This window comes from Rhodococcus sp. C26F, from assembly GCF_053345925.1.
On the sequence record NZ_JBKFBA010000010.1, the window covers coordinates 69,039 to 94,690 of the forward strand.

26 protein-coding genes and 1 pseudogene are annotated in these 25,652 nt (G+C 68.8%); 12 read left to right on the forward strand and 15 right to left on the reverse strand.

The annotated features are described in order from the left end of the window. Positions 1-11: 11 nt before the first annotated feature. Together ACLBYD_RS13695 and ACLBYD_RS13700 are read left to right on the forward strand one after the other, a co-directional pair. A complete protein-coding gene (locus tag ACLBYD_RS13695) occupies positions 12-1,946 on the forward strand; it encodes a 2-oxoacid:acceptor oxidoreductase subunit alpha (protein WP_447816926.1) in 1,935 nt (644 codons plus the stop codon). Beyond that, positions 1,943-3,013, forward strand: a complete 1,071-nt coding sequence (locus tag ACLBYD_RS13700) for a 2-oxoacid:ferredoxin oxidoreductase subunit beta (protein ID WP_447816874.1) — start codon at positions 1,943-1,945, stop codon at positions 3,011-3,013. The genes ACLBYD_RS13695 and ACLBYD_RS13700 overlap by 4 nt, the downstream gene beginning before the upstream one ends. Before the next feature lie 79 nt (positions 3,014-3,092). Here the strand turns inward: ACLBYD_RS13700 and ACLBYD_RS13705 are convergent, their stop codons facing one another. From ACLBYD_RS13705 to ACLBYD_RS13720, 4 genes and pseudogenes are all read right to left on the reverse strand, one after another. Continuing rightward, the gene (locus ACLBYD_RS13705) at positions 3,093-3,563 is read right to left on the reverse strand and encodes a hotdog fold domain-containing protein (protein ID WP_447816875.1); all 471 of its coding nucleotides are present in this window, start codon (positions 3,561-3,563) and stop codon (positions 3,093-3,095) included. Positions 3,564-3,589: 26 nt separating this feature from the next. Then, a complete protein-coding gene (locus tag ACLBYD_RS13710; RefSeq protein ID WP_447816876.1) occupies positions 3,590-4,219 on the reverse strand; it encodes a TetR/AcrR family transcriptional regulator in 630 nt (209 codons plus the stop codon). Positions 4,220-4,333: 114 nt separating this feature from the next. After that, positions 4,334-5,727 (reverse strand): annotated as a pseudogene (locus ACLBYD_RS13715) (amidohydrolase family protein). Beyond that, complete coding sequence (locus ACLBYD_RS13720) at positions 5,724-6,947, reverse strand: CoA transferase (protein ID WP_447816877.1); 1,224 nt, start codon at positions 6,945-6,947, stop codon at positions 5,724-5,726. Before ACLBYD_RS13720 ends, ACLBYD_RS13715 begins: the two are co-directional and overlap by 4 nt. 58 nt (positions 6,948-7,005) lie before the next feature. Between ACLBYD_RS13720 and ACLBYD_RS13725 the strand changes: the two genes are divergently transcribed. Then, entirely contained in the window at positions 7,006-8,055 is a 1,050-nt protein-coding gene (locus tag ACLBYD_RS13725) for an enoyl-CoA hydratase/isomerase family protein (RefSeq protein ID WP_447816878.1), read from the forward strand. Positions 8,056-8,098: 43 nt separating this feature from the next. Continuing rightward, positions 8,099-8,512, forward strand: a complete 414-nt coding sequence (locus tag ACLBYD_RS13730) for a hypothetical protein (RefSeq protein WP_016692377.1) — start codon at positions 8,099-8,101, stop codon at positions 8,510-8,512. A gap of 69 nt (positions 8,513-8,581) precedes the next feature. On the opposite strand, the gene ACLBYD_RS13735 is transcribed toward ACLBYD_RS13730, so the two are convergent. Beyond that, positions 8,582-9,601 carry a MaoC family dehydratase gene (locus ACLBYD_RS13735; protein WP_447816879.1) on the reverse strand — a complete coding sequence of 340 codons (1,020 nt, stop codon included), beginning with the start codon at positions 9,599-9,601 and terminating at the stop codon, positions 8,582-8,584. Positions 9,602-9,606: 5 nt separating this feature from the next. Continuing rightward, the gene (locus tag ACLBYD_RS13740) at positions 9,607-10,482 is read right to left on the reverse strand and encodes an HpcH/HpaI aldolase/citrate lyase family protein (protein ID WP_447816927.1); all 876 of its coding nucleotides are present in this window, start codon (positions 10,480-10,482) and stop codon (positions 9,607-9,609) included. A 212-nt stretch (positions 10,483-10,694) separates the two neighbouring features. On the opposite strand from ACLBYD_RS13740, the gene ACLBYD_RS13745 reads away from it, so the two are divergent. Genes ACLBYD_RS13745 through ACLBYD_RS13755 form a run of 3 tightly spaced genes read left to right on the forward strand, consistent with a single transcriptional unit; the run spans position 10,695 to position 13,100 of the window. After that, positions 10,695-11,846: an acyl-CoA dehydrogenase family protein gene (locus ACLBYD_RS13745; protein ID WP_447816880.1), complete on the forward strand. Its 1,152-nt coding sequence runs from the start codon at positions 10,695-10,697 to the stop codon at positions 11,844-11,846. 26 nt (positions 11,847-11,872) lie between these two features. After that, complete coding sequence (locus ACLBYD_RS13750; protein ID WP_271039190.1) at positions 11,873-12,619, forward strand: GntR family transcriptional regulator; 747 nt, start codon at positions 11,873-11,875, stop codon at positions 12,617-12,619. A gap of 28 nt (positions 12,620-12,647) precedes the next feature. Then, positions 12,648-13,100 (forward strand): MaoC family dehydratase, encoded by a 453-nt coding sequence (locus tag ACLBYD_RS13755; protein WP_447816881.1) that lies wholly within the window; start codon positions 12,648-12,650, stop codon positions 13,098-13,100. 3 nt (positions 13,101-13,103) lie between these two features. Here ACLBYD_RS13755 and ACLBYD_RS13760 read toward each other — a convergent pair whose 3' ends face one another. Next, on the reverse strand, positions 13,104-14,270 hold the full coding sequence (locus ACLBYD_RS13760; RefSeq protein ID WP_447816928.1) for a PQQ-dependent sugar dehydrogenase: 1,167 nt from the start codon (positions 14,268-14,270) through the stop codon (positions 13,104-13,106). After that, complete coding sequence (locus ACLBYD_RS13765) at positions 14,270-15,346, reverse strand: alanine racemase (RefSeq protein ID WP_447816882.1); 1,077 nt, start codon at positions 15,344-15,346, stop codon at positions 14,270-14,272. The genes ACLBYD_RS13760 and ACLBYD_RS13765 overlap by 1 nt, the downstream gene beginning before the upstream one ends. A gap of 72 nt (positions 15,347-15,418) precedes the next feature. Here ACLBYD_RS13765 and ACLBYD_RS13770 point away from each other — a divergent pair, with 72 nt between their 5' ends. Genes ACLBYD_RS13770 through ACLBYD_RS13785 form a run of 4 tightly spaced genes read left to right on the forward strand, consistent with a single transcriptional unit; the run spans position 15,419 to position 19,217 of the window. Then, entirely contained in the window at positions 15,419-17,239 is a 1,821-nt protein-coding gene (locus ACLBYD_RS13770; RefSeq protein WP_447816883.1) for an N-acyl-D-amino-acid deacylase family protein, read from the forward strand. Further along, complete coding sequence (locus ACLBYD_RS13775) at positions 17,236-17,877, forward strand: TetR/AcrR family transcriptional regulator (protein ID WP_447816884.1); 642 nt, start codon at positions 17,236-17,238, stop codon at positions 17,875-17,877. Before ACLBYD_RS13770 ends, ACLBYD_RS13775 begins: the two co-directional genes overlap by 4 nt. Further along, a complete protein-coding gene (locus tag ACLBYD_RS13780; protein WP_447816885.1) occupies positions 17,867-18,739 on the forward strand; it encodes an alpha/beta fold hydrolase in 873 nt (290 codons plus the stop codon). The genes ACLBYD_RS13775 and ACLBYD_RS13780 overlap by 11 nt, the downstream gene beginning before the upstream one ends. A 4-nt stretch (positions 18,740-18,743) precedes the next feature. Then, positions 18,744-19,217 (forward strand): nitroreductase family deazaflavin-dependent oxidoreductase, encoded by a 474-nt coding sequence (locus tag ACLBYD_RS13785; RefSeq protein WP_447816886.1) that lies wholly within the window; start codon positions 18,744-18,746, stop codon positions 19,215-19,217. A gap of 7 nt (positions 19,218-19,224) precedes the next feature. Here the strand turns inward: ACLBYD_RS13785 and ACLBYD_RS13790 are convergent, their stop codons facing one another. The 6 genes from ACLBYD_RS13790 to ACLBYD_RS13815 form a co-directional block, all read right to left on the reverse strand. After that, entirely contained in the window at positions 19,225-19,995 is a 771-nt protein-coding gene (locus tag ACLBYD_RS13790) for an ABC transporter permease (RefSeq protein ID WP_269072686.1), read from the reverse strand. A gap of 47 nt (positions 19,996-20,042) precedes the next feature. Next, positions 20,043-21,215 (reverse strand): ABC transporter substrate-binding protein, encoded by a 1,173-nt coding sequence (locus ACLBYD_RS13795; protein WP_447816887.1) that lies wholly within the window; start codon positions 21,213-21,215, stop codon positions 20,043-20,045. Continuing rightward, on the reverse strand, positions 21,212-21,952 hold the full coding sequence (locus tag ACLBYD_RS13800) for an ABC transporter ATP-binding protein (RefSeq protein WP_172414956.1): 741 nt from the start codon (positions 21,950-21,952) through the stop codon (positions 21,212-21,214). The genes ACLBYD_RS13795 and ACLBYD_RS13800 overlap by 4 nt, the downstream gene beginning before the upstream one ends. Further along, complete coding sequence (locus ACLBYD_RS13805; protein ID WP_447816888.1) at positions 21,928-22,977, reverse strand: acyl-CoA dehydrogenase family protein; 1,050 nt, start codon at positions 22,975-22,977, stop codon at positions 21,928-21,930. Before ACLBYD_RS13805 ends, ACLBYD_RS13800 begins: the two co-directional genes overlap by 25 nt. 7 nt (positions 22,978-22,984) lie before the next feature. Further along, a complete protein-coding gene (locus tag ACLBYD_RS13810) occupies positions 22,985-23,500 on the reverse strand; it encodes a DUF4242 domain-containing protein (RefSeq protein WP_016694511.1) in 516 nt (171 codons plus the stop codon). A gap of 114 nt (positions 23,501-23,614) precedes the next feature. After that, positions 23,615-23,707 carry a putative leader peptide gene (locus ACLBYD_RS13815; RefSeq protein WP_363890111.1) on the reverse strand — a complete coding sequence of 31 codons (93 nt, stop codon included), beginning with the start codon at positions 23,705-23,707 and terminating at the stop codon, positions 23,615-23,617. Positions 23,708-23,866: 159 nt separating this feature from the next. On the opposite strand from ACLBYD_RS13815, the gene ACLBYD_RS13820 reads away from it, so the two are divergent. Further along, positions 23,867-24,397, forward strand: coding sequence for a TetR/AcrR family transcriptional regulator (locus ACLBYD_RS13820; protein WP_447816929.1), 531 nt, complete (start codon positions 23,867-23,869; stop codon positions 24,395-24,397). Positions 24,398-24,423: 26 nt separating this feature from the next. On the opposite strand, the gene ACLBYD_RS13825 is transcribed toward ACLBYD_RS13820, so the two are convergent. Continuing rightward, positions 24,424-25,539 carry an energy-coupling factor ABC transporter permease gene (locus tag ACLBYD_RS13825; protein WP_447816889.1) on the reverse strand — a complete coding sequence of 372 codons (1,116 nt, stop codon included), beginning with the start codon at positions 25,537-25,539 and terminating at the stop codon, positions 24,424-24,426. Positions 25,540-25,652 lie beyond the last annotated feature (113 nt).

Genomic DNA, 25,652 nt, shown 5'->3' on the forward strand with positions numbered 1-25,652 from the left:
TGAGGGCCACGATGGAGCGCATGGCGTCGAGCGCGAAACTCGAACAGGTCGTCATCCGCATCGCCGGCGACTCAGGCGACGGCATGCAACTCGCCGGTGACCGGTTCACCGCCGAGGCGGCCGCCTTCGGCAACGACCTGGCCACACAACCCAACTTCCCCGCCGAGATCCGCGCACCTCAGGGCACTCTTCCCGGGGTCTCGAGTTTCCAGATCCAGATCGCCGATCACGACATCCTCACCGCAGGGGACCGGCCCGACGTGCTGGTCGCGATGAACCCGGCGGCCTTCAAGGCCAACGTCGGCGACCTGCCCCGGGGCGGCACCGTCATCGTCAACAGCGACGAGTTCACCAAACGGAACCTGAGCAAGGCGGGCTACGACGCCGATCCGCTGGGGACCGACGCCGTGGAGCACCTGACCGTCCACGCCCTGCCGATGAGCACGCTCACCGCCGGAGCCGTCGAACCCGCCGGCGTCGGCAAGAAGGACGCGCAGCGCTCGAAGAACATGTTCGCGCTCGGTCTCCTGTCGTGGATGTACGGGCGGCCGATCTCGCCGGTCGAGACGTTCCTCGAGCGCAAGTTCGCGTCGAAGCCCGACATCGCGCACGCGAATGTCCTCGCCCTGCGCGCCGGCTGGAACTACGGGGAGACCACCGAGACGTTCGCCACGACCTACGAGGTGGCCCGCGCGTCGCTGGCACCCGGCACGTACCGGCAGATCACCGGCAACACCGCCCTCGCCTACGGTCTCGTCGCGGCGGGTCGCGCGGCGGGGATGGACGTCTTCCTCGGCACCTACCCGATCACGCCGGCCTCCGACATCCTCCACGAACTGAGCAGACTCGGACGCTTCGGAGTGCACACCTTCCAGGCCGAGGACGAGATCGCGGGTATCGGCGCCGCGATCGGCGCGTCCTACGGTGGCGCGCTCGGGGTCACGAGCACGTCGGGTCCGGGAATCGCCCTGCAATCCGAGGCCATCGGTCTGGCGGTGATGACCGAACTGCCGCTGATCGTCGTCGACGTCCAGCGCGGCGGACCGTCCACGGGCCTTCCGACGAAGACCGAACAGGCCGACCTGATGCAGGCGATGTTCGGCCGCAACGGCGAATCACCCGTCGCGATCGTCGCACCGCAGTCGCCCGCCGATTGCTTCGACACGGCACTCGAAGCCGCGCGCATCGCCATCACCTACCGCACCCCGGTCATGCTGTTGTCCGACGGTGCGATCGCCAACGGATCCGAACCGTGGCGGATCCCCGACGTCGACGACCTGCCCCGCATCGATCCGCGCTTCGCCGGGTCGCCGGGCGACGACGACCCCGGCTATCAGCCCTACGCCCGCCATGCCGACACCCTCGCCCGCGACTGGGCGATACCCGGAACCGCGGGTCGCGAGCATCGGATCGGCGGGCTCGAGAAGGCCGACGGCACCGGCGACATCTCGTACCACCACACCAACCACGAGCTGATGACCCGACTGCGGGTCGCGCGGGTGGCCGGCATCGACGTCCCGGATCTCGACGTCGACGACCCCACCGGTGACGCCGAAGTGCTGGTGCTCGGTTGGGGCTCGTCGTACGGGCCGATCGGCGAAGCCGTGCGCCGCGCCCGGCGAGCGGGGCATGTCGTCGCCCGCGCGCACCTCCGGCACCTGGCGCCGATGCCGAAGAATCTCGGCGACGTGCTCGGCCGCTACCGGCGCGTGCTGGTCCCCGAGATGAACCTCGGTCAGCTGTCGTTCCTGCTGCGGTCGCGGTTCGACGCCGACATCCAGCCGGTGACGAAGGTGGCGGGCATGGCGTTCCGCGCCGACGAACTCCACGACGCCATCGAGGCCGAGTTCGCCGGAACACTCGCCCATACCGAACGATCCCGGACACCGGCCGCAGTCGCCTCCTCGACGAAACTCGACCCCACAGCAGAGAGGGCACGAGCATGACCGGACTCCTCGGCCACGATCTCGGACTCCGCCCGCACACCGACGCGCTCGACGGTGTGCCTCGCACGGACGACCCGCAGAAGGCGAAGGACTTCACCTCCGATCAGGAGGTGCGGTGGTGTCCGGGCTGCGGCGACTACGTCATCCTCGCGACGGTCCGCAGCCTGCTGCCCGAATTGGGTGTCCGGCGTGAGAATCTCGTGTTCGTCTCCGGCATCGGATGCTCGTCGCGCTTTCCCTACTATCTCGACACCTATGGTGTGCACTCGATCCACGGACGCGCCCCGACGCTCGCGACCGGTCTCGCGGTGACGCGTCCGGATCTGTCGGTGTGGGTCGTCACCGGCGACGGCGACGCTCTGTCGATCGGCGGCAACCATCTCGTCCACGCCCTGCGCCGGAACGTGAACATGCGGATCCTGTTGTTCAACAACCGGATCTACGGGCTCACCAAGGGGCAGTACTCGCCGACCTCGGAGGTCGGCAAGGTCACCAAGTCCTCACCCGGCGGGTCGGTCGACGCGCCGTTCAACACGCTGTCGCTCGCACTCGGCGCCGAGGCGTCCTTCGTCGCACGTGCGCTCGACTCCGATCGCGCCGGGCTGACGGGGGTCCTGCGCGCGGCGGCACACCATCGCGGCGCGGCCTTCGTCGAGATCCTGCAGGACTGCCCGATCTTCAACGACGGCTCGTTCGACGTGCTGCGCAAGGACGAAGCGCCGTCGCACCTGATCCCGCTGCGACACGGCGAACCGATCATCTTCGGAGTCGACGACGAGCTGTGCGTCGTCCGAAAGGGTTTCGGACTGCGGGTGGCGAAGCGCTCGGAGGTGGATGCCGCCGACATCGTCGTGCACGACGCGCACACCGACGACCCCGAGTACGCGTACGCACTGTCGCGGCTGTCGGACCAGGATCTGCGTTACGTCGTCACGGGGATCGTGCGGCAGGTCGCGCGGACGACCTACGACGACGCCGAGCGAGCCCGGGTGCGGGCCGCGCAGGAATCCGGTACCGCCGACCTGCAGCAGTTGCTGCGGGGCGACAACACGTGGACCGTGCCCTGACGCCGGCATCCGCTACCGTCCTGGCCATCCACGACGGCAATCTGCTGTAGCGGATGACCGACGTTGTAGCGGATGGTGTCTATCGGCGGGGCTTCGGCGAGACGTTCATGGCGATGCGCGCCGTGACGAAGACCTTGCCGTCGGCATCCGAGACGTCCACGGGGACGACGAGTTCGGTGGGCTCGTCGGGGAAGTCCGGGATGTCGTCGAGCCGGGCGACCGCGGTGACGGCGGTGGTCGCCTTCGACTTGTACTCCACGGTCATCCCGACGGGGATCCAGCGGTGGGTGGCGGGGACGGTGGCGTCGGTCATCATGCCGCCGGCGATCTCGGCCATGTTGCACGACGCGATCGCGTGATAGGTGCCGAGGTGGTTGTGCACGCTGCGCCGATTCGGTGCGGTGACCCGGCACAGGCCCGGCCGCAGTTCGTGGATGAGGGGATGGATGCTGCGGAAGTAGGGCGCCTTGAAACACACGGCCTGGGTGAACAGCCAGTTCCCGAACGGCACGCGCTGCAGTTTGTTCCAGATGCCGAGGTTGGTCGTCATGACGGATGTCCTTGTCGGTCGGGCGATCAGCGTTGTGCCGGATCGGGTGGGGTGAGGGCGAGGACTGCTCGGACGGCCGCGGCGAGGCGGTCGCGGACGGCGGGAGTGGGGTCCCGTCGTCCCCGCAGGAGCAGGGCGGCAGGGAGTTCGACGACGCAGTCGCGGATCACCGCCACCGCTTCGCGATCGGCGCGGTTCCACACGCCGCGGGCGAGTCGGACGAACAGGGCCGTGAGCGCGTCGTCGAGGGCGTTCAATTGTGTGGCGACGTCGTTCGGGGCGTCGCCGGAACCGAGGACGTCCGCGCGACGTACGGCGAGGAGGAAGTGCCCGGAGACGGGGTAGCGGATCGAATACTCGGCGGGCGCGTCCGCGGCGGTGACGACGGCCTCGATGGCGTTCTGCGGGGCCGACCCGGTTGCGAGGGCGCGGTCGACGGCGTCGCGTTGCAGGTCGAGGAAGCGCCGGGCCGCGCGCAGCCAGACGTGCCCCATCAGTCCTGCCCGCGACCCGAAAGCGTGGTAGATCGCGCCGTTGGACACCGACGTCGTCTCGGAGAGTGCGCGGACGGTGACGGCGGTGGGGCCGGACTCCACCGCGAGTGCTTCGGCCGCGTCCATCAGTTGATCCAGGTCGTGGGTGCGTGTGCGCGCCATGATCGAGACAATAACAGAGCGCGTGCTCTGGAATTGTGGGACAGGTGGATCCGCTACCGTCCTGGTCATCCGCTACGGCACATTGCTGTGGCGGATGGCCGAGGTTGTAGCGGATCAGGTGTGGTGGACGACGCGACCGGCAATGACGGTCGCGCGGACCATCTCTGCGGTGGGTGCTGCGAGGGCGTCGGCCATTGCACGGTCGAGCAGGACGAGGTCGGCCGCCGCGCCGACCCGCACGCGACGGGCAGCACCACTGGGATCGTCGAGCGGCGCCAGATACCGGGCCAGTGCCGTCGCAGCGGGAATGCGTTCGTCCGCCCCGACGACCTCACCGGTCGGGCACGTGCGAGAGACCGCGGCGGAGATCACCGCCCACGGGTCGGCGGGGCCGTAAGGGGCATCGCTGGACAGCGCGACCGGCACGTCGCCGTCGATGAGGCTTCGGCAGCGATAGAGGTCGGGCAGGTCGACGGCGGGCACGTCGCGGAGATAGGCGTCGCCGCGGTCGGCGAGGAAGCCGGGCTGGGTGACGACCTGCAGGCCCAGGCGCNCCGCAGGTCGTCGATCGACTCGACCGGGATGAGGGCGCCGTGCTCGATGCGGTCGCCGGGGACGGTGCCCACCTCGGTGAGGACGGCGAGCAGGATCGCGAACGCTTCGCGGCTGACGCAGTGCACCGCCACCGCGCGACCCGCATCGTGGGTGCGGCGGATCGTCGTCGCGAGGTCGTCGAGGTCGGGAAGTCCGGAGTCGGCGAGCACGATCTTGTACGGGCCCGCGGCGAACGTCGCGAAGCCGCCGAAATCGAATGGTGCACCGAGAAGTCGGATGTGTTGCGGGACTGATCCGTCGACGTGCGAAGTGCGAAGGTGCTCGAGGGTCGACGGAGTGAGGTCGGGCGTCGCGTCGGTGAGGCCTGTGATGCCGTAGGACGCCAGTTCGGCGCCCACATCTGCGAGCGACGGCGGGCCCGAGTCGGGTAGCCGGTCGCGGAGCCATGTGTCGGCGCGCCACACCCGTCCCGTCGGATGTCCCTTCTCGTCGCGTTCGACGCCGGGGTGATCGGCGGTAGCGAGTCCCGTGAGCGCGGCGGCAGTGGAGTTCAGGAACCACACTGCGCCGCTTCGATGTTGGATGCGAACGGGACGCTCGGCGTGCAACGCATCGAGAGAATCCGAATCCAGCAGACCCGCAACCTCTTCCGAATACCCGACACCCCGGATCCATCCGTCGCCGGCCGCGCTTGCGAGTGTGCGGGCGAGATCGTCGGCGGCGCGGACGGCGGGCGGGCCGCAGCGGACCGATGCGCGGTCGGCGGCGAGGGCGTGCAGGTGGATGTGGTGGTCGTGCAGGCCCGGAAGCAGTACGCCTCCATGGCCGTCGACGACCGTCGCCGACGTCGGCACAGGAACTTCCGTGGCGACGGCCGCGATGACTCCGTCGCGAATCAGGACATCCCCTCGGGCGCCGTCGACCTCGACGTCGCGTACGACGAGGAAGCTCACGACCGGATGCCCAGATCGGTGAGCGCACGCTGGGTATCGCGCCCGGATTCGGCGACCTCACCGGAGATTTCACGCTTCTGCGGTTCGGTGACGGCAACGACACCGTCCGCTGTCTGCAGCACCCACTGCTCGCCGTCGCGGATGGCGGGTTGCGAGATGGTCGTGAGTTCGTCGAGAGTCGCCGCGACGACAGCGGACATCGAGATGTCCCAGAGCTTTCCGCGTCCGTCGGGTGGTGCCGACATGGCCAGTGCCGCGGCCGTGAGACCCGTGAGGGGATCGGCGATCGCATCGCCGACGAATGCGGGACCCTCCGCGTCGTACGCGATCAGACCGGCGGAGGCGGCGATGTCGTCGCCGAAACCCACCCGGTGCGAATCCCGTCCGTGTGCGGTGATCGAGATCCACGTGGTGCCGTCGTCCACGGCCTTCGCAGCGTCGAGTCCGAAACCGGCGAGCGCCCGCGGTCTCGACGCCTCGATCACGATGTCGGCCGCTGCCACCAGGTCTGCGAGTTCGCGTCGCTGCGTGTTGTCGGCCGGGTCGAGCACGACGGATTCGTGCCCGCCGTGCAGAAGTCGATAGAAGTCGGCATTGCCGCGACGCGCACCGTCCGGCCGCGACGGAGTCTCGACCTTGACGACGCGCGCACCGGCAAGACCGAGCAGATGCGCGCACAGGGGGCCGGCCCACAACGCGCTGAAGTCGACGACGAGCAACCCGTCGACCGAGCGGGGCTCCGACGGCGTCAGGGGAGCGGCCACACCGTGGACGACAGGACCCGCCGCGACCCCGAGCAGTTCGGCACGGTCGGCCAGCTCCGCCCCGGTGTGTTCGACGAGCCAGTCGGCGACGGCAGGCCAGGGATCGTCGGGGATCTCCCGGCCGATCAGGGCGCCGAGCAGGAGTGGATCGTCGGGACGCGCGCACGAGACCGCCGCCCAGCCGTCGATTGTCGGCAGCAGACGACACGCACCCCCGGCGGAGACCGCTCCACCGCGACCACGACCGGTGAACGCGGCACGTTCGGACAGCAGACGCGCGCCGTCGAGGTCGACGACGCCATCGGACGCGGCAGCGATCCATGCGGAGCGTTCGCGGGCGACGGTGGCGGCGCGACCGGGAGGGAGCAGTGGGGGACCGTCGACTCTGCCGGTCAGAGAGGCAATTCCGCTGTCGGCCCAGTCGCGTACCGGGTGTGCGGCGAGGTCGGTGGCCACGACCGTGATGTTACATTTCGTGCCGGATGGGGCCTGGTGGAGTACAAGGACGGACCACATGGATACGGCACGAGCGATGCTTCTCTCCGCTGCGGACCTGGCGAACGGCGCGGCGGGAGAGCCCCTTCTCGGCGAGGGTGGTGCCGTGTCCCGGCCGATGGTCGTCGTCGACCTCGACGGGGGCGTTCCCCTGATCGAGCGTGCCGTCGAACAGGCGGCGCTGGCCGATCGGATCCTCGTCGGCCGCGCGACCCGCGAGATCCCGACCGAGGTTCGTCCGTTGATCGACGCCCTCGACCTCACCTACGCGCCGGTCGCGCAGTCCCGCGGGGTGGTGGAGACACCGGACCCGGATGCGAGCATCGCCGCCTTCGCCGAGGCCGTCGCCGCGAACCCGCAGGCCGCGCTGGTGGCACGGCAGGTCGTGCGCGCCTCGGAGACGCTCGCGGTGCCGGAAGCGATCGACGTGGAGTCGCTCGCCTACTCGACGCTGCAGGGTGGTCCGGAGTTCGCCGCGTGGCTCGCCGGACGCGGCCCGCGCCCCCTGCCGCCGCCCTCGGACGAACCGGTGCTGATCGCCCGCGACGGCGACCTCCTGCACATCACGCTCAACCGACCCGAGCGCCGCAACGCCTACGGCACGGTGCTGCGCGACGCCCTGGTCGACGCCTTGCGACTCGCGATTCTCGACGACAGCATCGAACGGGTGGTGCTCGACGGGGCGGGGTCGTCGTTCTGCGCCGGCGGTGATCTCGACGAGTTCGGCCGCACGCCCGACATCACGCTCGCGCACTTCGTCCGCACGCGAGGGGGAGCGGGGCGTCTCGTCGCGCAGCTCGCCGGTCGCATCGAGGTGCGCCTGCATGGTCACTGCGTCGGTGCAGGGATCGAGATCCCGGCCTTCGCGGGCCGGGTGGTCGCGACTCCCGACACGGTCTTCCGCCTCCCGGAGGTCTCGATGGGTCTCATCCCCGGGGCAGGTGGGACGGTCAGCATCCCCAGGAGGATCGGCCGGTGGCGGTCGCTGCACCTGTTCGTCACGGCTGCGCCCCTCGACGTCTCCCGCGCGCTCGACTGGGGATTGGCGGACGAGATCCGCGATGTGTGAACAAACTGTTGACAACAACTTGTTCACGCGCCATCCTGGGTTCATGTCCGAGGAAGGTTTCACCCCACCCAATCCGAGTCGCGAACGCGCCCACCGTGAGTACGCGGGGCTCTTCCGGATCGCCGAACGGCACGGCAGCACTCCCGAACAACGGGCCAGGCAGTCGCACCCGGAGATGCTCGACCCGCTCGGCGCCATCCGTCTCGTCGCGGCACTGGCGGGCGGCGTGCACAGTCCCGGCCCCGACGAACCCGAGGTCGACGACGCCGACGTCATCGCCGCGCTCGGCCTCGTCCCGAAGGCGCGCGCCGAGATGGACCAACTCGAGGCGCTGATCCTCCGCATCGCGCGGGAGCGCGGGATGACCTGGCAGGAGATCGCTTTCGGCCTCGGCCTGGGAAGCACCCAGGCCGCCCGGCAGCGCTACGAGCGCCTCGTCAAACGAGTCGATGCATAACGACGAAACCGACGTTGTTCGCGATTTCCCAAAGGATTTCGCGCACAACGTCGGTTTCGGCAGGGGCTGTCAGGCCATGAGTGCGGTGAACCGCCAATCCAGCACGGGCGCCGGCTCGGCATCGCCACGGTTGTCATTCGCGGCATCGCCACGGTGCGCGTAGACGACCGACCGCAGGTTCAGCACGCCACCGCCCTCGGCGAGGGGCTCGGCGGATTCGACGTGCAGGTCGCTGGTGAGGGTGTCGCCCTCCTGCACCGGACCGGTGTGGTCGCACGACTTCCAACCCAGCACCGTCACGAGATTCGGCAGCGCGCGCGTCGCCTGCGAGAAGGCCAGGCCGATGGTGTGGCCGCCGTACACGAGACGACCCGACGCGCCGACCCGCTCGTCGTGGTGCGTCGCCGCGATGTTGAGGCTCAGGCGCGCGAGTTCCGGTGCGCTCGAGACGACGTCGCCGCTGGACTGCAGCACGGCACCGGCGAGGGACTTGTCGAAGTGCTCGCCCGGCACCTTCGACCGGTAGACATCCAGATCCCAGTCGGCGGGCGCGGACCACTGCGGTTCGTCCTGCGGTCCGATGGCCGAGAGGTCGTCGGAGTGCACGACGCGGTCGGGGTCGGGGTTCTCGCTCAGCGGCAGCATCGCGCAGCGGTAGAAGTCGAGGACGGTGTTGCCGTCCTGGTCGACGGTGTTCATGCGCAGCGCCGCGAGTCCGGTGGGCCTGCGTCCGGGTTTGGCCGAATTCTCCTTCAGCCCCACGACTTCGGTAGTGGTGTAGAGAGTGTCGCCGATGTGCGGAAAGCGGCGGAAACGCAGGCCTCGGTAGAAGAGGTTGGCCTTGACGTGGTGCGTGACGAGCGTGGACTGCCCGATCGCGATGTCGGTGACGAAACCGGCGTGCGCGACCGGCCCACCCGCGACGGCGGCCGAGAGGTGCTTGTCGAGCGGAAGGCGCAGGCGGTCACCGAGAATGCTCTGGTGCGCGGCGGCGAGGCCGTCGGTGAGCGTCACGGCGGGGGCGGCGTCGAAGACCTGACCGACGGTCAGTTCGTCGAAATAGGGTCCGCCGACGTACGAGGTGGTCATGGCTTTCAGGCTCCGATCTTCGACAGGGTGCGGCGGGCGGCGACGGCGACGGCCTCGTCGAGCATCTGCCCGTCGAGCTGGGCGGCTCCGGCGCCGCGGTTCTCGGCTTCCTCGAGCGCGGCGAGAACCTTGCGGGCGGCGTCGACCTGATCGTCGGTGGGGGTGAAGGCCGCTGCCGCAGAGGTGATCTGCGCAGGGTGGATGACCCACTTTCCGTCGAATCCGAGATCGGACACCCACTGCACCGAGTGACGGAAGGCGTCGTCGTCGGCGATGCCGAGGAACGGGCCGTCGATCGCCTGGACACCCGCGGCGCGGGCGGCGTGCAGCACGCGGTCCTGCACGTAGAGCCAGTGCTCGGGCGCGGCGGTGCGGGCGCGGCCCAGGGAGGCGCCGAGGTCGGCGTAGCCGATGATCACGCCGGCAACCCGGGGCCCGGCGACGATCTCGTCGATGCGCTGCACGCCGGCGGGGGTCTCGATGAGGGCCTGCACCGGGACGGTCGAATCGCCGAGGATGCGGTCGGCCTCGACGGGGTCGTCGGCGCTCTCGACCTTGGGGATCACGATCGAGGCGAGGGCGTCGCCGAGTGCGGCGCACGTGCGCAGGTCGTCCTCGAACCAGGGGGTGCCGCGTCCGTTGATGCGCACGGAGACGGTGCGTGCGGCGCCGTGTTCGCGGACCAGGGGAGCCACGAGTTCGCGGGCGGCGTCCTTCTGGGCGGCGGTGACGGCGTCCTCGAGGTCGAGGACGACCTCGTCGGCGGCGGAGGCGAGGGCCTTACCGGCTTTGCGTTCGTCGGAGCCGGGGGCGACGAGAACGGCGCGCCGGCGGAGGTGTTGCTCGGAAGACACGGGGACCTCGGGGAGTTCGGTCGGCAATGACGGCGCTAAATGTACGGCCATTGTTGGCGGTATGCCACCCCACGGAGAGGTGTGCTCATAGGAAGGTGCAGTCGTTCGTATCGTCGAAAACTCTGCAATCACGACGTCGAATGACGGTCTTTACGTTGACAACGTCCGAACTCGGTCCACAAAATGGCCGTACAAAGTTTCTCGGGTCCGTGTGGCCCGTCCCCAACGAAGGATGCCCCGTGACCTACCTGAACGACGAAGAGACTTTTCTGGTCAAGACCGTCCGCGACTTCATCGATCGGGAGGTCAAGCCGTCGGTGCAGGAGGTCGAGCACGCCAACGAGTACCCCGAGAAGTGGATCGAGCAGATGAAGCAGATCGGCATCTACGGGCTCGCCGTGCCCGAGGAGTACGGCGGATCGCCGGTGTCGATGCCCTGCTACGTCCAGGTCACCGAGGAACTCGCCCGCGGATGGATGTCGCTCTCGGGTGCGATGGGCGGGCACACCGTCGTCGCCAAGCTGCTGACCCTGTTCGGCACCGAGGAGCAGAAGAGCAAGTATCTGCCCAAGCTCGCCACCGGTGAGATCCGCGCGACGATGGCGCTGACCGAGCCCGGCGGCGGCTCCGACCTGCAGGCGATGACCACGACCGCCAAGCGTGACGGCGACGAGCTGGTCATCAACGGTGCCAAGACGTGGATCACCAACGCGCGTCGCTCGGGGCTGATCGCCCTGCTGTGCAAGACCGACCCCACAGCGCAGCCGCGCCACAAGGGCATCTCCGTCGTGCTCGTCGAGCACGGCCCGGGCCTGACCGTCTCGCGCGACCTGCCCAAACTGGGTTACAAGGGCGTCGAGTCGTGCGAGCTGAGCTTCGACAACTACCGCATCTCCGCCGACGCGATCCTCGGCGGCGAGCCCGGCAAGGGCTTCGCCCACATGATGAAGGGCCTCGAGACCGGCCGCCTGCAGGTCGCCTCCCGCGCCCTCGGTGTCGCGACCGCCGCACTCGAGGATTCCCTCGCCTACGCGCAGCAGCGCGAGAGCTTCGGCCAGCCGATCTGGAAGCACCAGTCCATCGGCAACTACCTGGCGGAGATGGCCACCAAGCTCACCGCCGCGCGGCAGCTGGCGCGCTACGCGGCGGAGAAGTACGACAGCGGCGAGCGCTGCGACATGGAGGCCGGCATGGCCAAGCTGTACTGCTCGGAGATCGCGATGGAGATCGCGCTCAACGCGGTGCGTATCCACGGCGGCTACGGTTACTCCACCGAGTACGACGTCGAGCGCTACTTCCGCGACGCGCCGCTGATGATCGTCGGTGAGGGCACCAACGAGATCCAGCGCAACGTCATCGCCGGCCAGCTCGTAGCACGCGGCGGACTGTGACGACCGGCCGCTAGGATCGGTCCGTCATGGACTACAAGGTGCGGGAAACGGAACCGGCCTACGCGCAACTCGCGCGCCAGCTCCGGGAGGCCGTCGAGGCGGGACGGTACAGCGACGGCACGCGGCTGCCCACCGAGGCCGAACTCGCCGAGGAACACGGCGTGAGCCGGCAGACGGTGCGTCGCGCCTTCCAGGATCTCGTGGCCGACGGCATCGTCTACCGCGTTCCCGGCCGCGGCACCTTCGCGAACGAGTCGGGCCGGCGCTACCGGCGCCAGCTCGGCTCGATCGAGGATCTGCTCGCGTTGTCGGCCGACACGGTCATGCAGATCGTCTCGCCGCTGCGACGCGGAGTCGACATCGACGCCGCGAGCCGGCTGCGTCTCGACACCGACGTGCTGTACACGGCGGTGTTCAAGCGCCTGCACGACGGAATCCCCTTCGTACTCACCACGGTTCACCTGCCCGAACCCGTCGCCGCGCACGTACTCGACTCGCCGGAGCTCCAAGCGGGTGCGTCCAGCCGGAACACGATGATCGGGCTGCTCGAACCGCATCTCGACAGCCCGATCGTCGAAGCCGCACAGTCCATCACGGTCGCGCTTGCCACCGACCAGGTGGCGACCGAGCTGAACTGCGAAGTGGGGCATCCCTTGCTGCGCGTCGACCGGTTGTACTCGAACGACGACGGGGTGCCCACCGAGTTGTCGGTGAGTTACTTTCTGCCCGAGCACTACACCTATCGCGTCACCCTCAGGCGAGCCGGTCTCTGACCTTCGCCGCACATCGACAGGAGCAACAATGCGGGTTTTCAACGGAATCGACGAGGTCGAGAAGGCCGTCGGCGAGCACCTCGGCTACAGCGACTGGCTCGAGATCGACCAGAAGCGCATCGACCTGTTCGCCGAGGCCACCGGTGATCACCAGTGGATCCACGTCGACCCCGAGCGCGCGAAGGACGGCCCGTACGGCAAGACCATCGCCCACGGTTACCTGACCCTGTCGCTGCTGCCGGTCCTCGGCACCCAGATCTTCTCCCTCGAGGGCCTGAAGATGAAGGTCAACTACGGCAGCAACAAGGTTCGTTACCCCGCGCCGGTCCCCGTCGGCTCGCGGATCCGTGCCGGCGCCGAGTTCAAGTCGCTCGAGCGCACCGCCAAGGGCGCGAACCTCGTCGTCGGATACACCATCGAGATCGAGGGTGGAGAGCGCCCGGCGCTGGTCGCCGAGACGGTGGTCGTTCTCGTCCCCTGATCGTCAGGAGATCTCGATCCGGAGGATGCGGTCGTCGTCGCCGGCCGGGCTGCCGCGACCGTCCCGATTGGACGTCGTCAGCCACAACGAGCCGTCCGGCGCGGCGACGACGGTCCGCAACCTTCCGTACTCGCCGACGAAGAAGTCGGTCGCGGTGACTGCGGTGTCCTGCACATCAGTATTCGGGATATCGATGCGCCAGAGGCGTTCTCCGCGCAGGCCTGCCATCCACAGGCTGCCGTCGAACCACGCCAGCCCCGACGGTGACGCCTGCGAGACCGGCCAGGTGAGGACCGGATCGACGAATTCGTCGGAGCCCCCGGCTCCTTCGACCACGGGCCAGCCGTAGTTCGCTCCGGCCGTCACGAAATTCAACTCGTCGACGTCGTTCTGCCCGAATTCCGACGCCCACAACCGTCCTCGATCGTCGAACGCGAGTCCTTGTACGTTGCGGTGGCCGAGCGAGTACACCGGCGATGCCGGATCGGGATTGCCGGGCGCGGGTTCGCCGTCGCCCGTGATGCGAAGGATCTTGCCGCCGAGCGAATTCGGGTCCTGTGCCAGTTCGCGTCGGCCTGCCTCGCCGGTCGCGACGTACAGCATCCCGTCGGGACCGAAGATCATCCGCCCGCCGTCGTGGATCCGGGCGGCCGGGATGCCGTCGAGGATCACCTCCGGTTCGGCAAGCGTGGTGTCGTCGAAAACGGCTCGAAGTACCCGGTTGTCGCTGCCGGTCGTCACGTAGAGATAGACGAAGCGGTCGGTCTCGAAGGTCGGCGACACCGCGATCCCCAGCAATCCCGATTCGCCCTGCGCGAGGGTCTCGCCGACGCGACCCACCTCGCGGACCTCGCCGTCGGTGATCTCGACGATCCGGCCGCTGTTGCGTTCGGTGACCAGCGCGGAACCGGTGGGCAGGAAGGCGATGCCCCACGGCGTGTCGAGTCCGGACGCCACGGTCCCGATCACGCGGGGCACCCCGTCCACCCTGTCCGCCCCACCGGCTCCGGACACCGCGGAGGCGGTTGCGTCCGTGACGGTCTCGGTGGTCGCCGTCCCTGCGGTGATCGTCCCTGTGGTGGTCTCGGTGTCCGGCGCGGTCGATTCGGACGCGCACGCACTCAGCGGCAGTACCACCGCCGCGGTCAGGCAGGCCAGGTGTCTGCGCATCACGTCGTACATCCTCGCGCGACCACCCGCCAGGTGTCCACCACTTCACCGTTCGAGATCACGGTCAGTTCGTCCGCGAGGTTCACGGCGTTGCACACGTGGTTGGGAATCACCCGCACCCTGTCGCCGAGCCGTGGGCGGGTCGACGCCTCCGGCCACTGCACGGTCGCGTGATGCTCCGACAGTGCGGTGATGCGCGCGTCCGGTTCCCCGAGGATGCGTCCGTACCCCGTGGCCCACGCGGCTCGATCGGCGCCGAGCACCTTGGAACCGGCATCGAGCACGATCACCTCGTCGCGAGCGGAGACGACGGTCGCCAGGGCGGTCAGTGCGATGTCGGATTCGCTCACCGCGCCGAGTTCGAGTTGCTGGGCGTCGCCGAAGACGTACACCCCTGGTCGCAGTTCGGTTGCGATCGTGGGCACTTCGAGCAGCGCTGTGGGGGAGGAGCCGCCACTGATCACCGCCGGTTCGATCCCGGCTGCTCGTAGCGACGCCGCTGCCGTGGCCAGCGCGTCGGCTTCCTCCCGGGCGGCGCTGCCCGGCGCGTCGGGTGCGTACGAGTGGCCGGGGAAGGTGAAGACACCACGCACGTCGAGGCCTGCCTCGCGCGCCGCCGACGCCACGGTTCCGGCCTGCTCGGGCAGCACACCGGTACGGTGGTGCCCGCTGTCGATCTCGACGAGCACACCGATCGCGGTGCCGGCGTGCTCGACGAGTTGCCGGGCTCCGGTCGCCGAATCGATCCCGACCGTGAGGCGTGCCCGGTCGGCCAGCGCGCGCAACCGAGCGCCGCGGGCGGCGTCGACCCACAGCGGATACGCGACGAACAGGTCGTCGAAGCCCTCGTTGTCGACGCCACTGCCGGCGAAGACTTCGGCCTCGGCGACGGTCGCGACCGTCAGGCCCCGGGCTCCCGCATCGAGCTGACGCCGTCCGATCTCGGAGCACTTGTGCGTCTTCGCGTGGGGTCGCAGCGACAGGCCTCGCGAGGCAGCGGACTGCGCCATCCGCGCGATGTTGCGATCGAGGATGTCGCGGTCGACGAGCAGTGCCGGAGTGGTGTCGAGATCCATGGCCGAACCGTAGACCGTCGGGACCGGGAATTTAGAGAGTGTGTGACCTCTTTTCCGTGTTACCCTCGCGCCATGAGTGGTGTGGATCACAATCATGGGGATTTCGACGTCATCGTCCGAGGTGGTCTCTGGTTCGACGGGACGGGCGCGCCCGGCGTCGTCCGCAACCTCGGCATCCGCGACGGGGTCGTCGTCACCGCGACCTCCGACAGCCTTCCCGCCGGCCCGGACACCGAGGTCGTCGACGCGCACGGCCGCTGGGTGATGCCCGGCTTCGTCGACACCCACACCCACTACGACGCCGAAGTGCTCGTGGGTCCGGGTCTGTCCGAGTCGGTGCGGCACGGCGTCACGACCGTGCTCATGGGCAACTGCTCGATCTCGACGGTGTTCGTGCCGCCGGTCGACGCCGCCGACCTCTTCAGCCGCGTCGAGGCACTCCCGCGCGAGCACGTCCTCTCGGCCCTCGAGAAGTCCAAGACGTGGAGCACGCCCCGCGAATACATCGAGGCGCTGAACAAGTTGCCCCTCGGCCCGAACGTGACGGCCTTCGTGGGACATTCGGACGTCCGCGCGTCGGTGATGGGACTCGGACGCTCCACGGAGTCGGCGAACCGCCCGACCCGCGCCGAACTCGCCGACATCGACGCGCGCGTCGAGGACGCCCTGGACGCCGGCTTCCTCGGAGTGTCGACGATGACGAACCCGTGGGACAAGATGGACGGCGACCGCTACCGTTCGCGCACCCTGCCCTCGACGCACGCGTCGTGGTCGGAATTCCGCCGCCTGCACAAGATCCTGCGCCGACGCGGCCGCACCCTGCAGGCCGTGCCGAATCTCAACACCAAGTACGACGTCGCGTTCTTCGCCCTCGCCAGCACGGGCATCGGACGCAAGCCGATGAAGGCGTCGGTGCTCGCCGCGGCCGACACGAAGGCCGAGCGGTGGGTCAACCGCATCTTCGGTCCGATCGCGTTCGCTGCCAACCGGATCGGCAAGGGCACCTTCCGTTGGCAGCACCTGCCCACGACCTTCGAGGTGTACTCCGACGGCATCGACCTCGTCGTCTTCGAGGAATTCGGATCGGGCCGTGCCGCACTGCATCTGCAGGACGAACTCGTCCGCAACGACCTGCTGCGCGACGAGGCCTACCGTCGCTGGTTCCGGCAGGACTTCGAGAAGAAGTTCTCACCCCGCGTGTGGCACCGCGACTTCGACGACACCCGGATCGTCGAATGCCCCGACGCCTCGCTCATCGGCCGGTCGATCGGCGACGTCGCGCGCGAGAGGAAACTGCACCCGGTCGACACCTTCCTCGACCTCGTCGTCGAGCACGGCCGGAAGTTTCGGTGGCACACCGTGATCGCCAACGACCGCAGCAAGGTCGCCGACCGGCTCATCCGCACCCCCGGCGTCACCGTGGGATTCTCGGACGCCGGCGCCCACCTGCGGAACATGGCCTTCTACAACTTCGCGATCTGCCTGCTCCGCCGCGTCCACGACGCCGAGAAGGCGGGTAAGCCGTTCCTCACGCTGCCCGAGGCCGTCCACAAGCTCACCGGCGAACTCGGTGACTTCTACGGAATCGACGCCGGCCACCTGCGGGTGGGCGACCGCGCCGACTTCGTCGTCGTCGATCCTGCCGGGCTGAACGCCGATGTCGACGCCTACCACGAGGCTCCGCTCGAGGAGTTCGGCGGAATCCGCCGCATGGTCAACCGCAACGATCGCGCGGTGACGGCGACGGCGGTCGCCGGCCGGGTGGTCTACCGCGACGGCGAGTTCGTGCCCGGCTACGGACACACCGTCGGCACCGGCCGGTTCCTTCGCGCCGGAGTGGAGGAGCGCGGACCTGCGCCGATCCGCACCCCGGCGGGTGAGCCCGTCGCGTGAGTGCACCCGCAGTTCGCCGCACCCAGCAGGAGCGCAGGGAGGAGACGATCGGTCGCATCCTCGACGCGACCATCACCTCCCTCTCCGAACTCGGCTACACCGCGACCACGATCGGTGAGGTGTGCCGGCGCTCGGGGGTGTCGTCGGGTGGAGTGTTCCGGCACTTCCCGACGCGACTCGACCTGATGATCGCGGCGGCCGACGCCGTCCGCGAACGCCAGTTCGCCAACTTCGAGGCCGGCCTTGCGGCGCTCGGTGACGAGCACGCGGACATCTCCGAGTCGCTGCGGGTGTGCCTCGAACTGCTGCGCACCGCCTGCCGGGCCCCGATGAACGCCGCATGGTACGAACTGCTCGGCGCGGCGCGCACCGACCCGGCATTGCGGGAGCATCTCGCGCCGATGGCCGAGCGCTACCACGCCCAGATCGTCGATTTCGGCAGGTCCCTGCCGGTCGCGGCCCGGTTCCCGTCCGACGTCTTCGACACCCTGCTGCTGTCGCTCGTGCACATGTTCGACGGCGAAGCACTGGCGTCAACGGTGCATCCGCAGCCGGAATTCGACGTGCGACGGATCGAACTGATGGCCCGGATGTTGGCGCTCGTCACATCTGACATAAGTTCGGATGATGAGCAATAACGGATCTGCTCCACGGTGGTTCGTCGACGCCCTGGCCGCACCCGTCGAGACCGGAAAGGTCGAGGCAGCCGGTGCGACCATCGCCTACCGGGCGTGGGGCGAATCCGGTCTGCCGGGCGTCGTGCTGGTCCACGGCGGTATGGCGCATTCGGGGTGGTGGGACCACATCGGCCCGCAGCTCGCCGCCGGACGTCGCGTCGTCGCGCTCGACCTGAGCGGTCATGGCGACAGCGACCATCGCGAGCACTACACCCTGGAAGCGTGGGCCGAGGAAGTCCTCGCCGCGGCCCGGGCCGGCGGTATCAGCGGTCCGCCGGTCCTCATCGGCCACAGTATGGGCGGGATCGTGTCGTTCGCGGCCTCGCACCTGCACGGCGACAGGCTCACGGGCGTGGTGATCATCGACTCGCCGATCCGCGACATGACGCCCGAGGAACTCGAGATGCGTGCGAAGGCCGTCGCGAGCGCGAGGCCGCCGAGGGTGTACGCCGCGGTGGAGGACGCCGTCGCGCGGTTCCGTCTCGTGCCGCCGCAGGACGACGCCGAACCCTACGTGCTCGAGCACATTGCCCGCGGGGCGCTGAAGCAGGTCGACGGGGGATGGTCGTGGAAATTCGACAATCTCCGCATGGGCCGCGAGGGGCGCCGTAGCCTCGAGGTGATGAACCCGGGATGCGCCGTCGCCTACTTCCGCTGCGAACGCGGCATCATCGATGACGCGCTCTACGGGCGGATCGTCGATAATCTGGGCTCCGAAGCGTTACTGATCGACCTTCCGGCCTCGGGTCATCATCCGATGATCGATCAGCCGCTGGCCGTCGTCGCTGCAGCCCGAACGCTGCTGGCAGCCTGGGGGAGATAGCCGCATGAATCCGCTCCGACCGGTTGCCGTCCGTATCGGAGCGTTGCCGTGGTTACCGCGGTATTCACGGCCGATCATCTCGGTGGACAAGGCCATCCAACGCCTCACGCGGGGCAAGATCACCCTGCTCGCGATCGCGGGGCTGCCGTCGCTCGTGCTCACCGTGAAGGGCCGTAAGTCCGGTGAGCCGCGGTCCACGCCGCTGCTGTGTGTGCCGCACGAGGGGGGATGGCTCGTGGTGGGCTCGAACTGGGGGCATCCGAAGACGCCGTCCTGGGCCGTCAACCTGCGCGCGACCGATCGGGCCGAAGTGCTGTACGACGGGCACGAGTACGCGGTGTCGGTGCGGATCGCGGAGGGCGACGAGCGCGAGCGGCTGTGGCAGGTGCTGCTGCAGACGTGGCCGAACTACGCGCTGTACGCGAAGCGCACCGACCGGGTGCTCCCCGTCTTCGTGCTGACCCCGATCGAATCCTGATCGCAGGTCAGAGCGGGCGGTCGGCTTCCTCGACGCTCACCGGCTTACGACGTTCGCGCAGCAGGTGCCGCGCCGCCCAGTCGAGCCAGAACCCGAGGAAACCGATCACGACGATCACGGCCATGACCTGGTCGTAGGCGAGCTGGTCGCGGGCGTTGAGGATCTGGTAGCCGAGACCCGATCGCACACCGAGCATCTCGGCGGGCACGAGCACGACCCACGCGATACCGAGACCGACCCGCAGACCGGTCTGCACCTGCGCGCGGATGGCCGGCAGGACGACGGTGGTGAGCAGTTCGAGTCGTGTCGCGCCGAACGAGCGGGCCACCATCAGATAGCCCTGGTCGATGCCGTGCACACCGGCAGCCGTGTTGATGACGATCGGCCAGATCGCGGCGGCGGCGATGAGGAAGAAGACAGGCTGGTGCCCGATGCCGAACAGCGCCACGGCGATCGGTGCCCAGGACAGCGGCGAGATCATCCGCAGGAACTGCATGATGGGCATCGTCGCGCGCTCGACCAGCGGATTGAGTCCGATCAACAACCCGAGCGGGATGCCGAGCGTCGCGGCGATCAGCAGACCCACCAGCAACCGCCACAGGCTTGCGAGGGTGTCGGGCAGCAGGACACCACGTGCGAACAGGTCGACGATCGCCGGGAAGACGTACTGCGGGGCGAAGTCCCGCACGAGCGAATCCGGCGCGACGAGCACCGTCGTCACGAGCCACCACAAAGCCACGGCGATGACGATGGCGACGGCCTGGGGGACGAGAGGCAACTGCCGGGCGGTGCGGGCCGTCTCCGGCGCCGTGCTGGTCGGGGCGCTCACGAAGGATCGACCTCCTCTGTGCGGGTGAGATCGGCGGGAAGGCCGAAGGCATCGGTGCCGTCGACGCGGGTGAGGGACGTGCGGACGAACCGGTCGTCGACGAGGTCGTCGTGCACGGTCGCAGGGTCGAGGCGCGAGAGGAACCGCGTGTCGCCGTCGACGACGGTGTCGTGCATCGCCTCGATCAGCGCCGAGGTGAAGGTCGGGAAAGGGAACGGCTGGTAGCCGATGCGCTGCGGTTGCCACTGCGGGTGCACCGTGCCGGCCTCGCGATCGGGATAGGTCAGCGCCTTCGTGATCGCGGGCAACGGCTGCGGCAGGTATCCGGCGGACAGCATCGCGGCCGCCGCCTGACGGTCGGCGCCGATCTGCAACTGGGCGGAGACCACCGAGTCGGTGAGGGACTGTACGGCGACGGGGTCGCGTTCGATCAGGTCCTCGTGCACGAGCAGGGCGCAGCACGCGTGGTCGCGCCACACATCACCGAGGAAGCGGTGGATCCGCCCCACCCCGCGAACCTCCGCGGCGGCGTTGAACGGATCGGCGACGGTGAACGCGGCGATCGAGCCGTTCGCCAGGGCCGGGATCATGTCGGACGGACCCATCACGACGAGACCCACGGTGCGGGCGGACTTCGACGGCGCCTCCCGCACGACCGGTGTCAGCCCGTGCGCCCGCAACAGCTGCTGCAGGGCGATGTTGTGGATCGACCACCAGAACGGGATCGCCACCGTCTGCCCGGCGAGATCGCTCAGGTCGGTGATGTGCGGGGCGACCGTCAGTGCCGAGCCGTTGGTGTGGTTCCAGCCGAGGATCCGCACGGAGCTGCCGAGGCTGTACCGCAACTGGACGGCCATGGGCATGAGCAGGTGCACGACGTCGACGCGTCGGCTGATGAAGGCCTCCGCCAGCGACGCCCAGCTTCGGAAGAGCACCGGCTTCGCGGAATCGACGACGCCGGTGGGATACAGGCTCGACCCGTGCGCGACGAGCAGCGGCGCGGCATCGGTGATCGGCAGGTAGCCGATGCGCAACTGCCCCGTGCGATTGGCGCGGTCGGTGGTCGCTGTGCGCGCGAGGTCGATCGTGCCGGCGATACCACCGGCAGCCGCGAGGCCGAGCGCACCGCGCACAAGGGTGCGACGGCTGAACAGGCCCGAATCGGTCATGTCGCGGACAGCGACGAATCGCGGTAGTGCGCCAGGATGGCCGGACGGAGAGCGTCGCGGTCGAGCGCCGACATGCCGCCGAGCGTCCATTCCTGCTGCACCACGCCCGAACTCCCGAACAGTGCGATGCGGTCGGCGAGTTCGAGCGCCTCGTCGATGTCGTGGGTGACGAGGACCGTGGTGAAACCGAGATCGCGCGCGAGTTCGCCGAGCCACGACCGCAGATCGGAACGGGTGGCCGGGTCGAGGGCGCTGAACGGTTCGTCGAGCAGCAGCAGTCGCGGACGCACCGCGACGGCGCGGATGACGGCGATGCGCTGGGCCTGACCACCGGACAGTTGGTCGGGGTAGTAGCCGGCGAGCGCGGAGAGGCCGAAACGCTCGAGGAGCGAATCGGCGTAGGCGGTGTCGAACCGCTCGCGATGCGCGGCGAAACGTCCCCCGAAGGCGATGTTCTCGCGCACGGTGAGCCACGGCATCAGGAAGGGCTGCTGGAAGACCATTCCGGTGTGCGGACGGTTGTCGCCCTCGGTGTCGGGCCAGTCGACGGAACCGCGATCGAGGTGATCGAGACCCGCGACGATCCGCAGCAGCGTCGACTTGCCGCTACCGCTGCTGCCGAGCACGACCAGGAACTCGCCGGTCGCGATATCCAGGTCCACCCCTTGGAGGACCGGGCTACGGCGACCGGCGAAACTCTTGTATCCGTTCGTTATTCGTACTGCGACAGTTCCCACCGAAGCTGTCCTTCCGACGGCGATTGAATGGGCAGGAAGGCCGCCTCACGGAACCGGCGGTTGGTGGCGCTGGCCGTCGCGTATCCGGCACCACCGCGCAGCGTCGCCTCGAGGCGGGTCGCGGCGACCGCCACGACCGAACCGTCGAGACGCAGACGGATGAACTCCGCGGGAGCGATCGAGGTGGGATCGGTGGCGAAGCGGTACAGCCGTTCGCGCAGCGACTCGTAGCGCGCCGAAAGTTCTTCGTACTCACCGGTGAACTGCTCGCCGAGTCCGTGCAGGCGGCCGGCCGCCTCGGTGAGCGATGCGCGTGCGATGCCGACGCAGAACGAGGTCTGCAACATCATGAAGGTGGGTCGGATCGAACCGCAGAAGTTCGCGAGATCCTCGGTGAGGATGTGCGACTGCGGGATCCGCACACCGTCGAACTTCAGCGAGGTCGACGACGTGGCACCCAGCGCGAGCAGTTCGGGTGAATCCGCGATGGTGATGCCCTCGGCATCGGCGCGGACGACGGCGACGAGACGATCGCCGTCGGCGGTGCGGGCCGGAAAGACGATCACCGAGTCGGGAAAGACGTTGGACGCCCAGTGGATCGGGCCGGTGACGGTGATGCCGTCGTCGGTCCGTTCGGCGACGAGGGGCAGTTCGCCGAGACCGGCGAGATGCTTGAGGGCCGCGGCCATGGCGGTGACGCCGATCGTGCGGCCGGACGCGAGGTCGTCCCGGTAGCGATCGCGCAGGAACTGCGGTGCGCGGTCGATGTATTCGAGCGCCATGCGCTGCGCCCACAGCGAGAAGCCGACGGCGAGCGATTCGCCGGCGACCTCGTCGATGACCGCGACCATCTCGGAGAGACACTCCCCGTCCAGCCCCTTGCGGAGCAGGCCGAGCTCGCCGGTGCGGGCGATGTCGGTGCGGATGTCGGTTTCTCCGCGATCGAGAGCAGCGGCGCGATCGCGTACGAATTCTGCGATCGCCGCGCGCTGTTGCTCGCTCGTCCCGTCAATGGCCGCGGTCATCGGATGATCATCCTTCGAGGGAGTGGAGACGGTCGATGGGCGTGCTGACGACCTCGCGGGCACGCACGACGGCGGCCTCGTCGGGGGCGTTGTAGAAGCACAGGCACTTGTCCATGTCCTCGCGGACGTAGGTGCGCAGGAAGCTCACCTCGGGGACGTCGGCGTACTTCGGCGAGTTCGCCTTCTTGCGCGCGAGGTAGGTCTCCATGTCGATCGTGTCGGGGATGTCCCACTCGACGAGGTAACCGGCCTCGGGGCGGGTGGCCTTGATCTGGTCGAGCTCGGCGCCGACGAGACGGACCTCGTTCGGGCCGACGATCTCGGCGACATCGAGGGAGGCCGACTCGAGCTGCGCGGGGCGGCACGCGTCGAACTCGGCGATCGCGAAGACACGCGTGCCACCGGTGGTGACCTGCGATTCGATCAGTTCGCCGCCGGCAGCGACGACAGCATCGTCGAAGGCCTTGATGGCAGCCTCGGCCTGGCCTTCGGTGGGGACGAGTTCGTAGAGATACAGCGACATGGGGTCACCTTCCGGGAAAGCGGGTTGGAACTGTGACCGGTCCGGGCACGACGGGGCGCCGTTTCGTCTTCGGACGGGGCGACTACGGCATGCGGCGCACGCAGACGAGGCCGGTCAGAGAGAGGAGCGACAACACGCAGCAGTCGACACCCGCACGAGATCCACGTGCAGGCGGCGAGTCAGAAGGCTGTGTGTCACGTGCTCCACCGTACTGTGAATAGAACGGTCTGTCTATCGCGCCCTGTCCGTTACGCTGGGCACGTGCGTACGTTCGTCGAGAGTGAATCGACCGGCACTCCGAAGGGCGCGGCCGGTCCGAAGGGGAAAGCCGAGGGATCACCGTCCAAGCCCTCACCCGCCACACGCCTGCTCGACACCGCGAGCGCGCTCTTCGCCGAGCACGGCATCCGTGCGGTGGGCATCGACCGCATCCTCGCCGAGGCCGGCGTCGCCCGCGCGAGCCTCTACTCGTCGTACGGGTCGAAAGACGCACTGGTGCTCGCCTATCTGGACGACCTCGACCAGCGCGACCGGCAGCGGTGGCACGCCGCTGTCGAACCGCTCGACGATCCGATCACGAAGATCCTCACCTTCTTCGATCTCGCGATGCAGTCGGCGCCGAAGAAGAACTTCCGGGGATGCCAGTACGCCAACGCTGCGACTGAGTTCCCGCAGGAACCACTCGAACCGGTACTCGCGCACCGGGAATGGCTGAACTCGACGCTCGTCGAACTGCTCGATCTTGCCGGGGTGTCCGGGCCCGAGGCCGTGGCACGGCGCGTGCAGCTGATCTACGACGGTGCCCTGTCGGGCAGCAAGTTCGAGCACTCGGTCGAGCCCATCCGGTTCGGTCGCGACATGGCCGCGGCGACCATCGAGGCCCACCTGTCCGTCTGATCGCACCACCGCGGCGGCCTGCGGACTCAGCCCGCCGAGCTGCTCCGCTGCTGGGTGCGTTGCTCGGCGGTGGTGTTCGCCGGCCGCGGCACGAGAGCGCGGAAACACACGCTGGCCAGGACGAAGGTGCCGAGCGTGCCCAGCACCGCGGCCACGCCCGTCGAACCGGGGCGGTCGTCGATCGTGTAGTCGGCCAGTGCGCTGTCGGCGAGCCGGTGTTCCTCGACGTCCCGCGCCATGCAGTCGCCCGTGAGATCCTCGGCGAGCGAGTCGATCTCACAGCCCCGCGTGGTGGCCACCTCGAGAGCACCGGAGGTGTCGACGGCGAGCGGCGCGACGATCCCCGCGACCACGAGCGAGGTGAATGCCAGGCCGATGAACAGCGTCCCGCGAGCGCGCGGACGCGGAGGCGGGGGCGGAGACGTGGTCGCGTCGAGAGGATTGACCGGCAGTCGCGTGAGATGGACGGACTCCGGCGAGACCCGCGCGACGGCGAGCACGACGGCGGCCGTCACCACACCCTCGACCAGCCCGACGGGAATGTGCGTCGCGTAGAGGAATCCGATGTTCGACACCGGCACCGCATAGGTACCGCCGAGGGCGTACTCGACGACGAAACCCGTCACGGCCGCGAGGACCGAGACGAACCCACCGACGAACGAGACCAGGCCGAGCATGACGAACCGCCGCACACCGTGGTGTTCGCACAGGGCGCGCAGTGCCGTCGCGGTGAGGAAACCGGCGGCGATGGCGACGAGCACCATGTTCGTGACGTTGGCGCCCAGCGCCGACAGGCCGCCGTCGGCGAAGACGAAGGCCTGCACCACGAGGACGATCGTCAATGCGACCGCACCCACGAACGGGCCGAGCAGGATCGCCGCGAGCGCGCCGCCCACGACGTGGCCGCTCACGTCCGGCAGCACCGGAACGTCGACCACCTGCAGGGCGAACAACAGGGCGCAGACCGCCGCCGCCGTGGGCACCGACCTCTTGTTCAGGTCGCTGCGTGCGTACCAGGCGGCGATGCTGACCCCGATCACGGCGATGACGAAGAACCACGCGGACGCGCGGTCGGCGATCAGGCCGTCGCCCATGTGCAGGGCGAGGACGTCCGTGCCGGCAAACCCACTCGAATCGACCATCTCCGATGTCCCTCTCGCCGACGGAGTGCTCTGCGGCGAAGGCTAGTACCGGCACGCTGTACGTGGAGCGTTTTCGGTTGCCCAGTGGGACGAAACAGCGGGACGGAATCGAC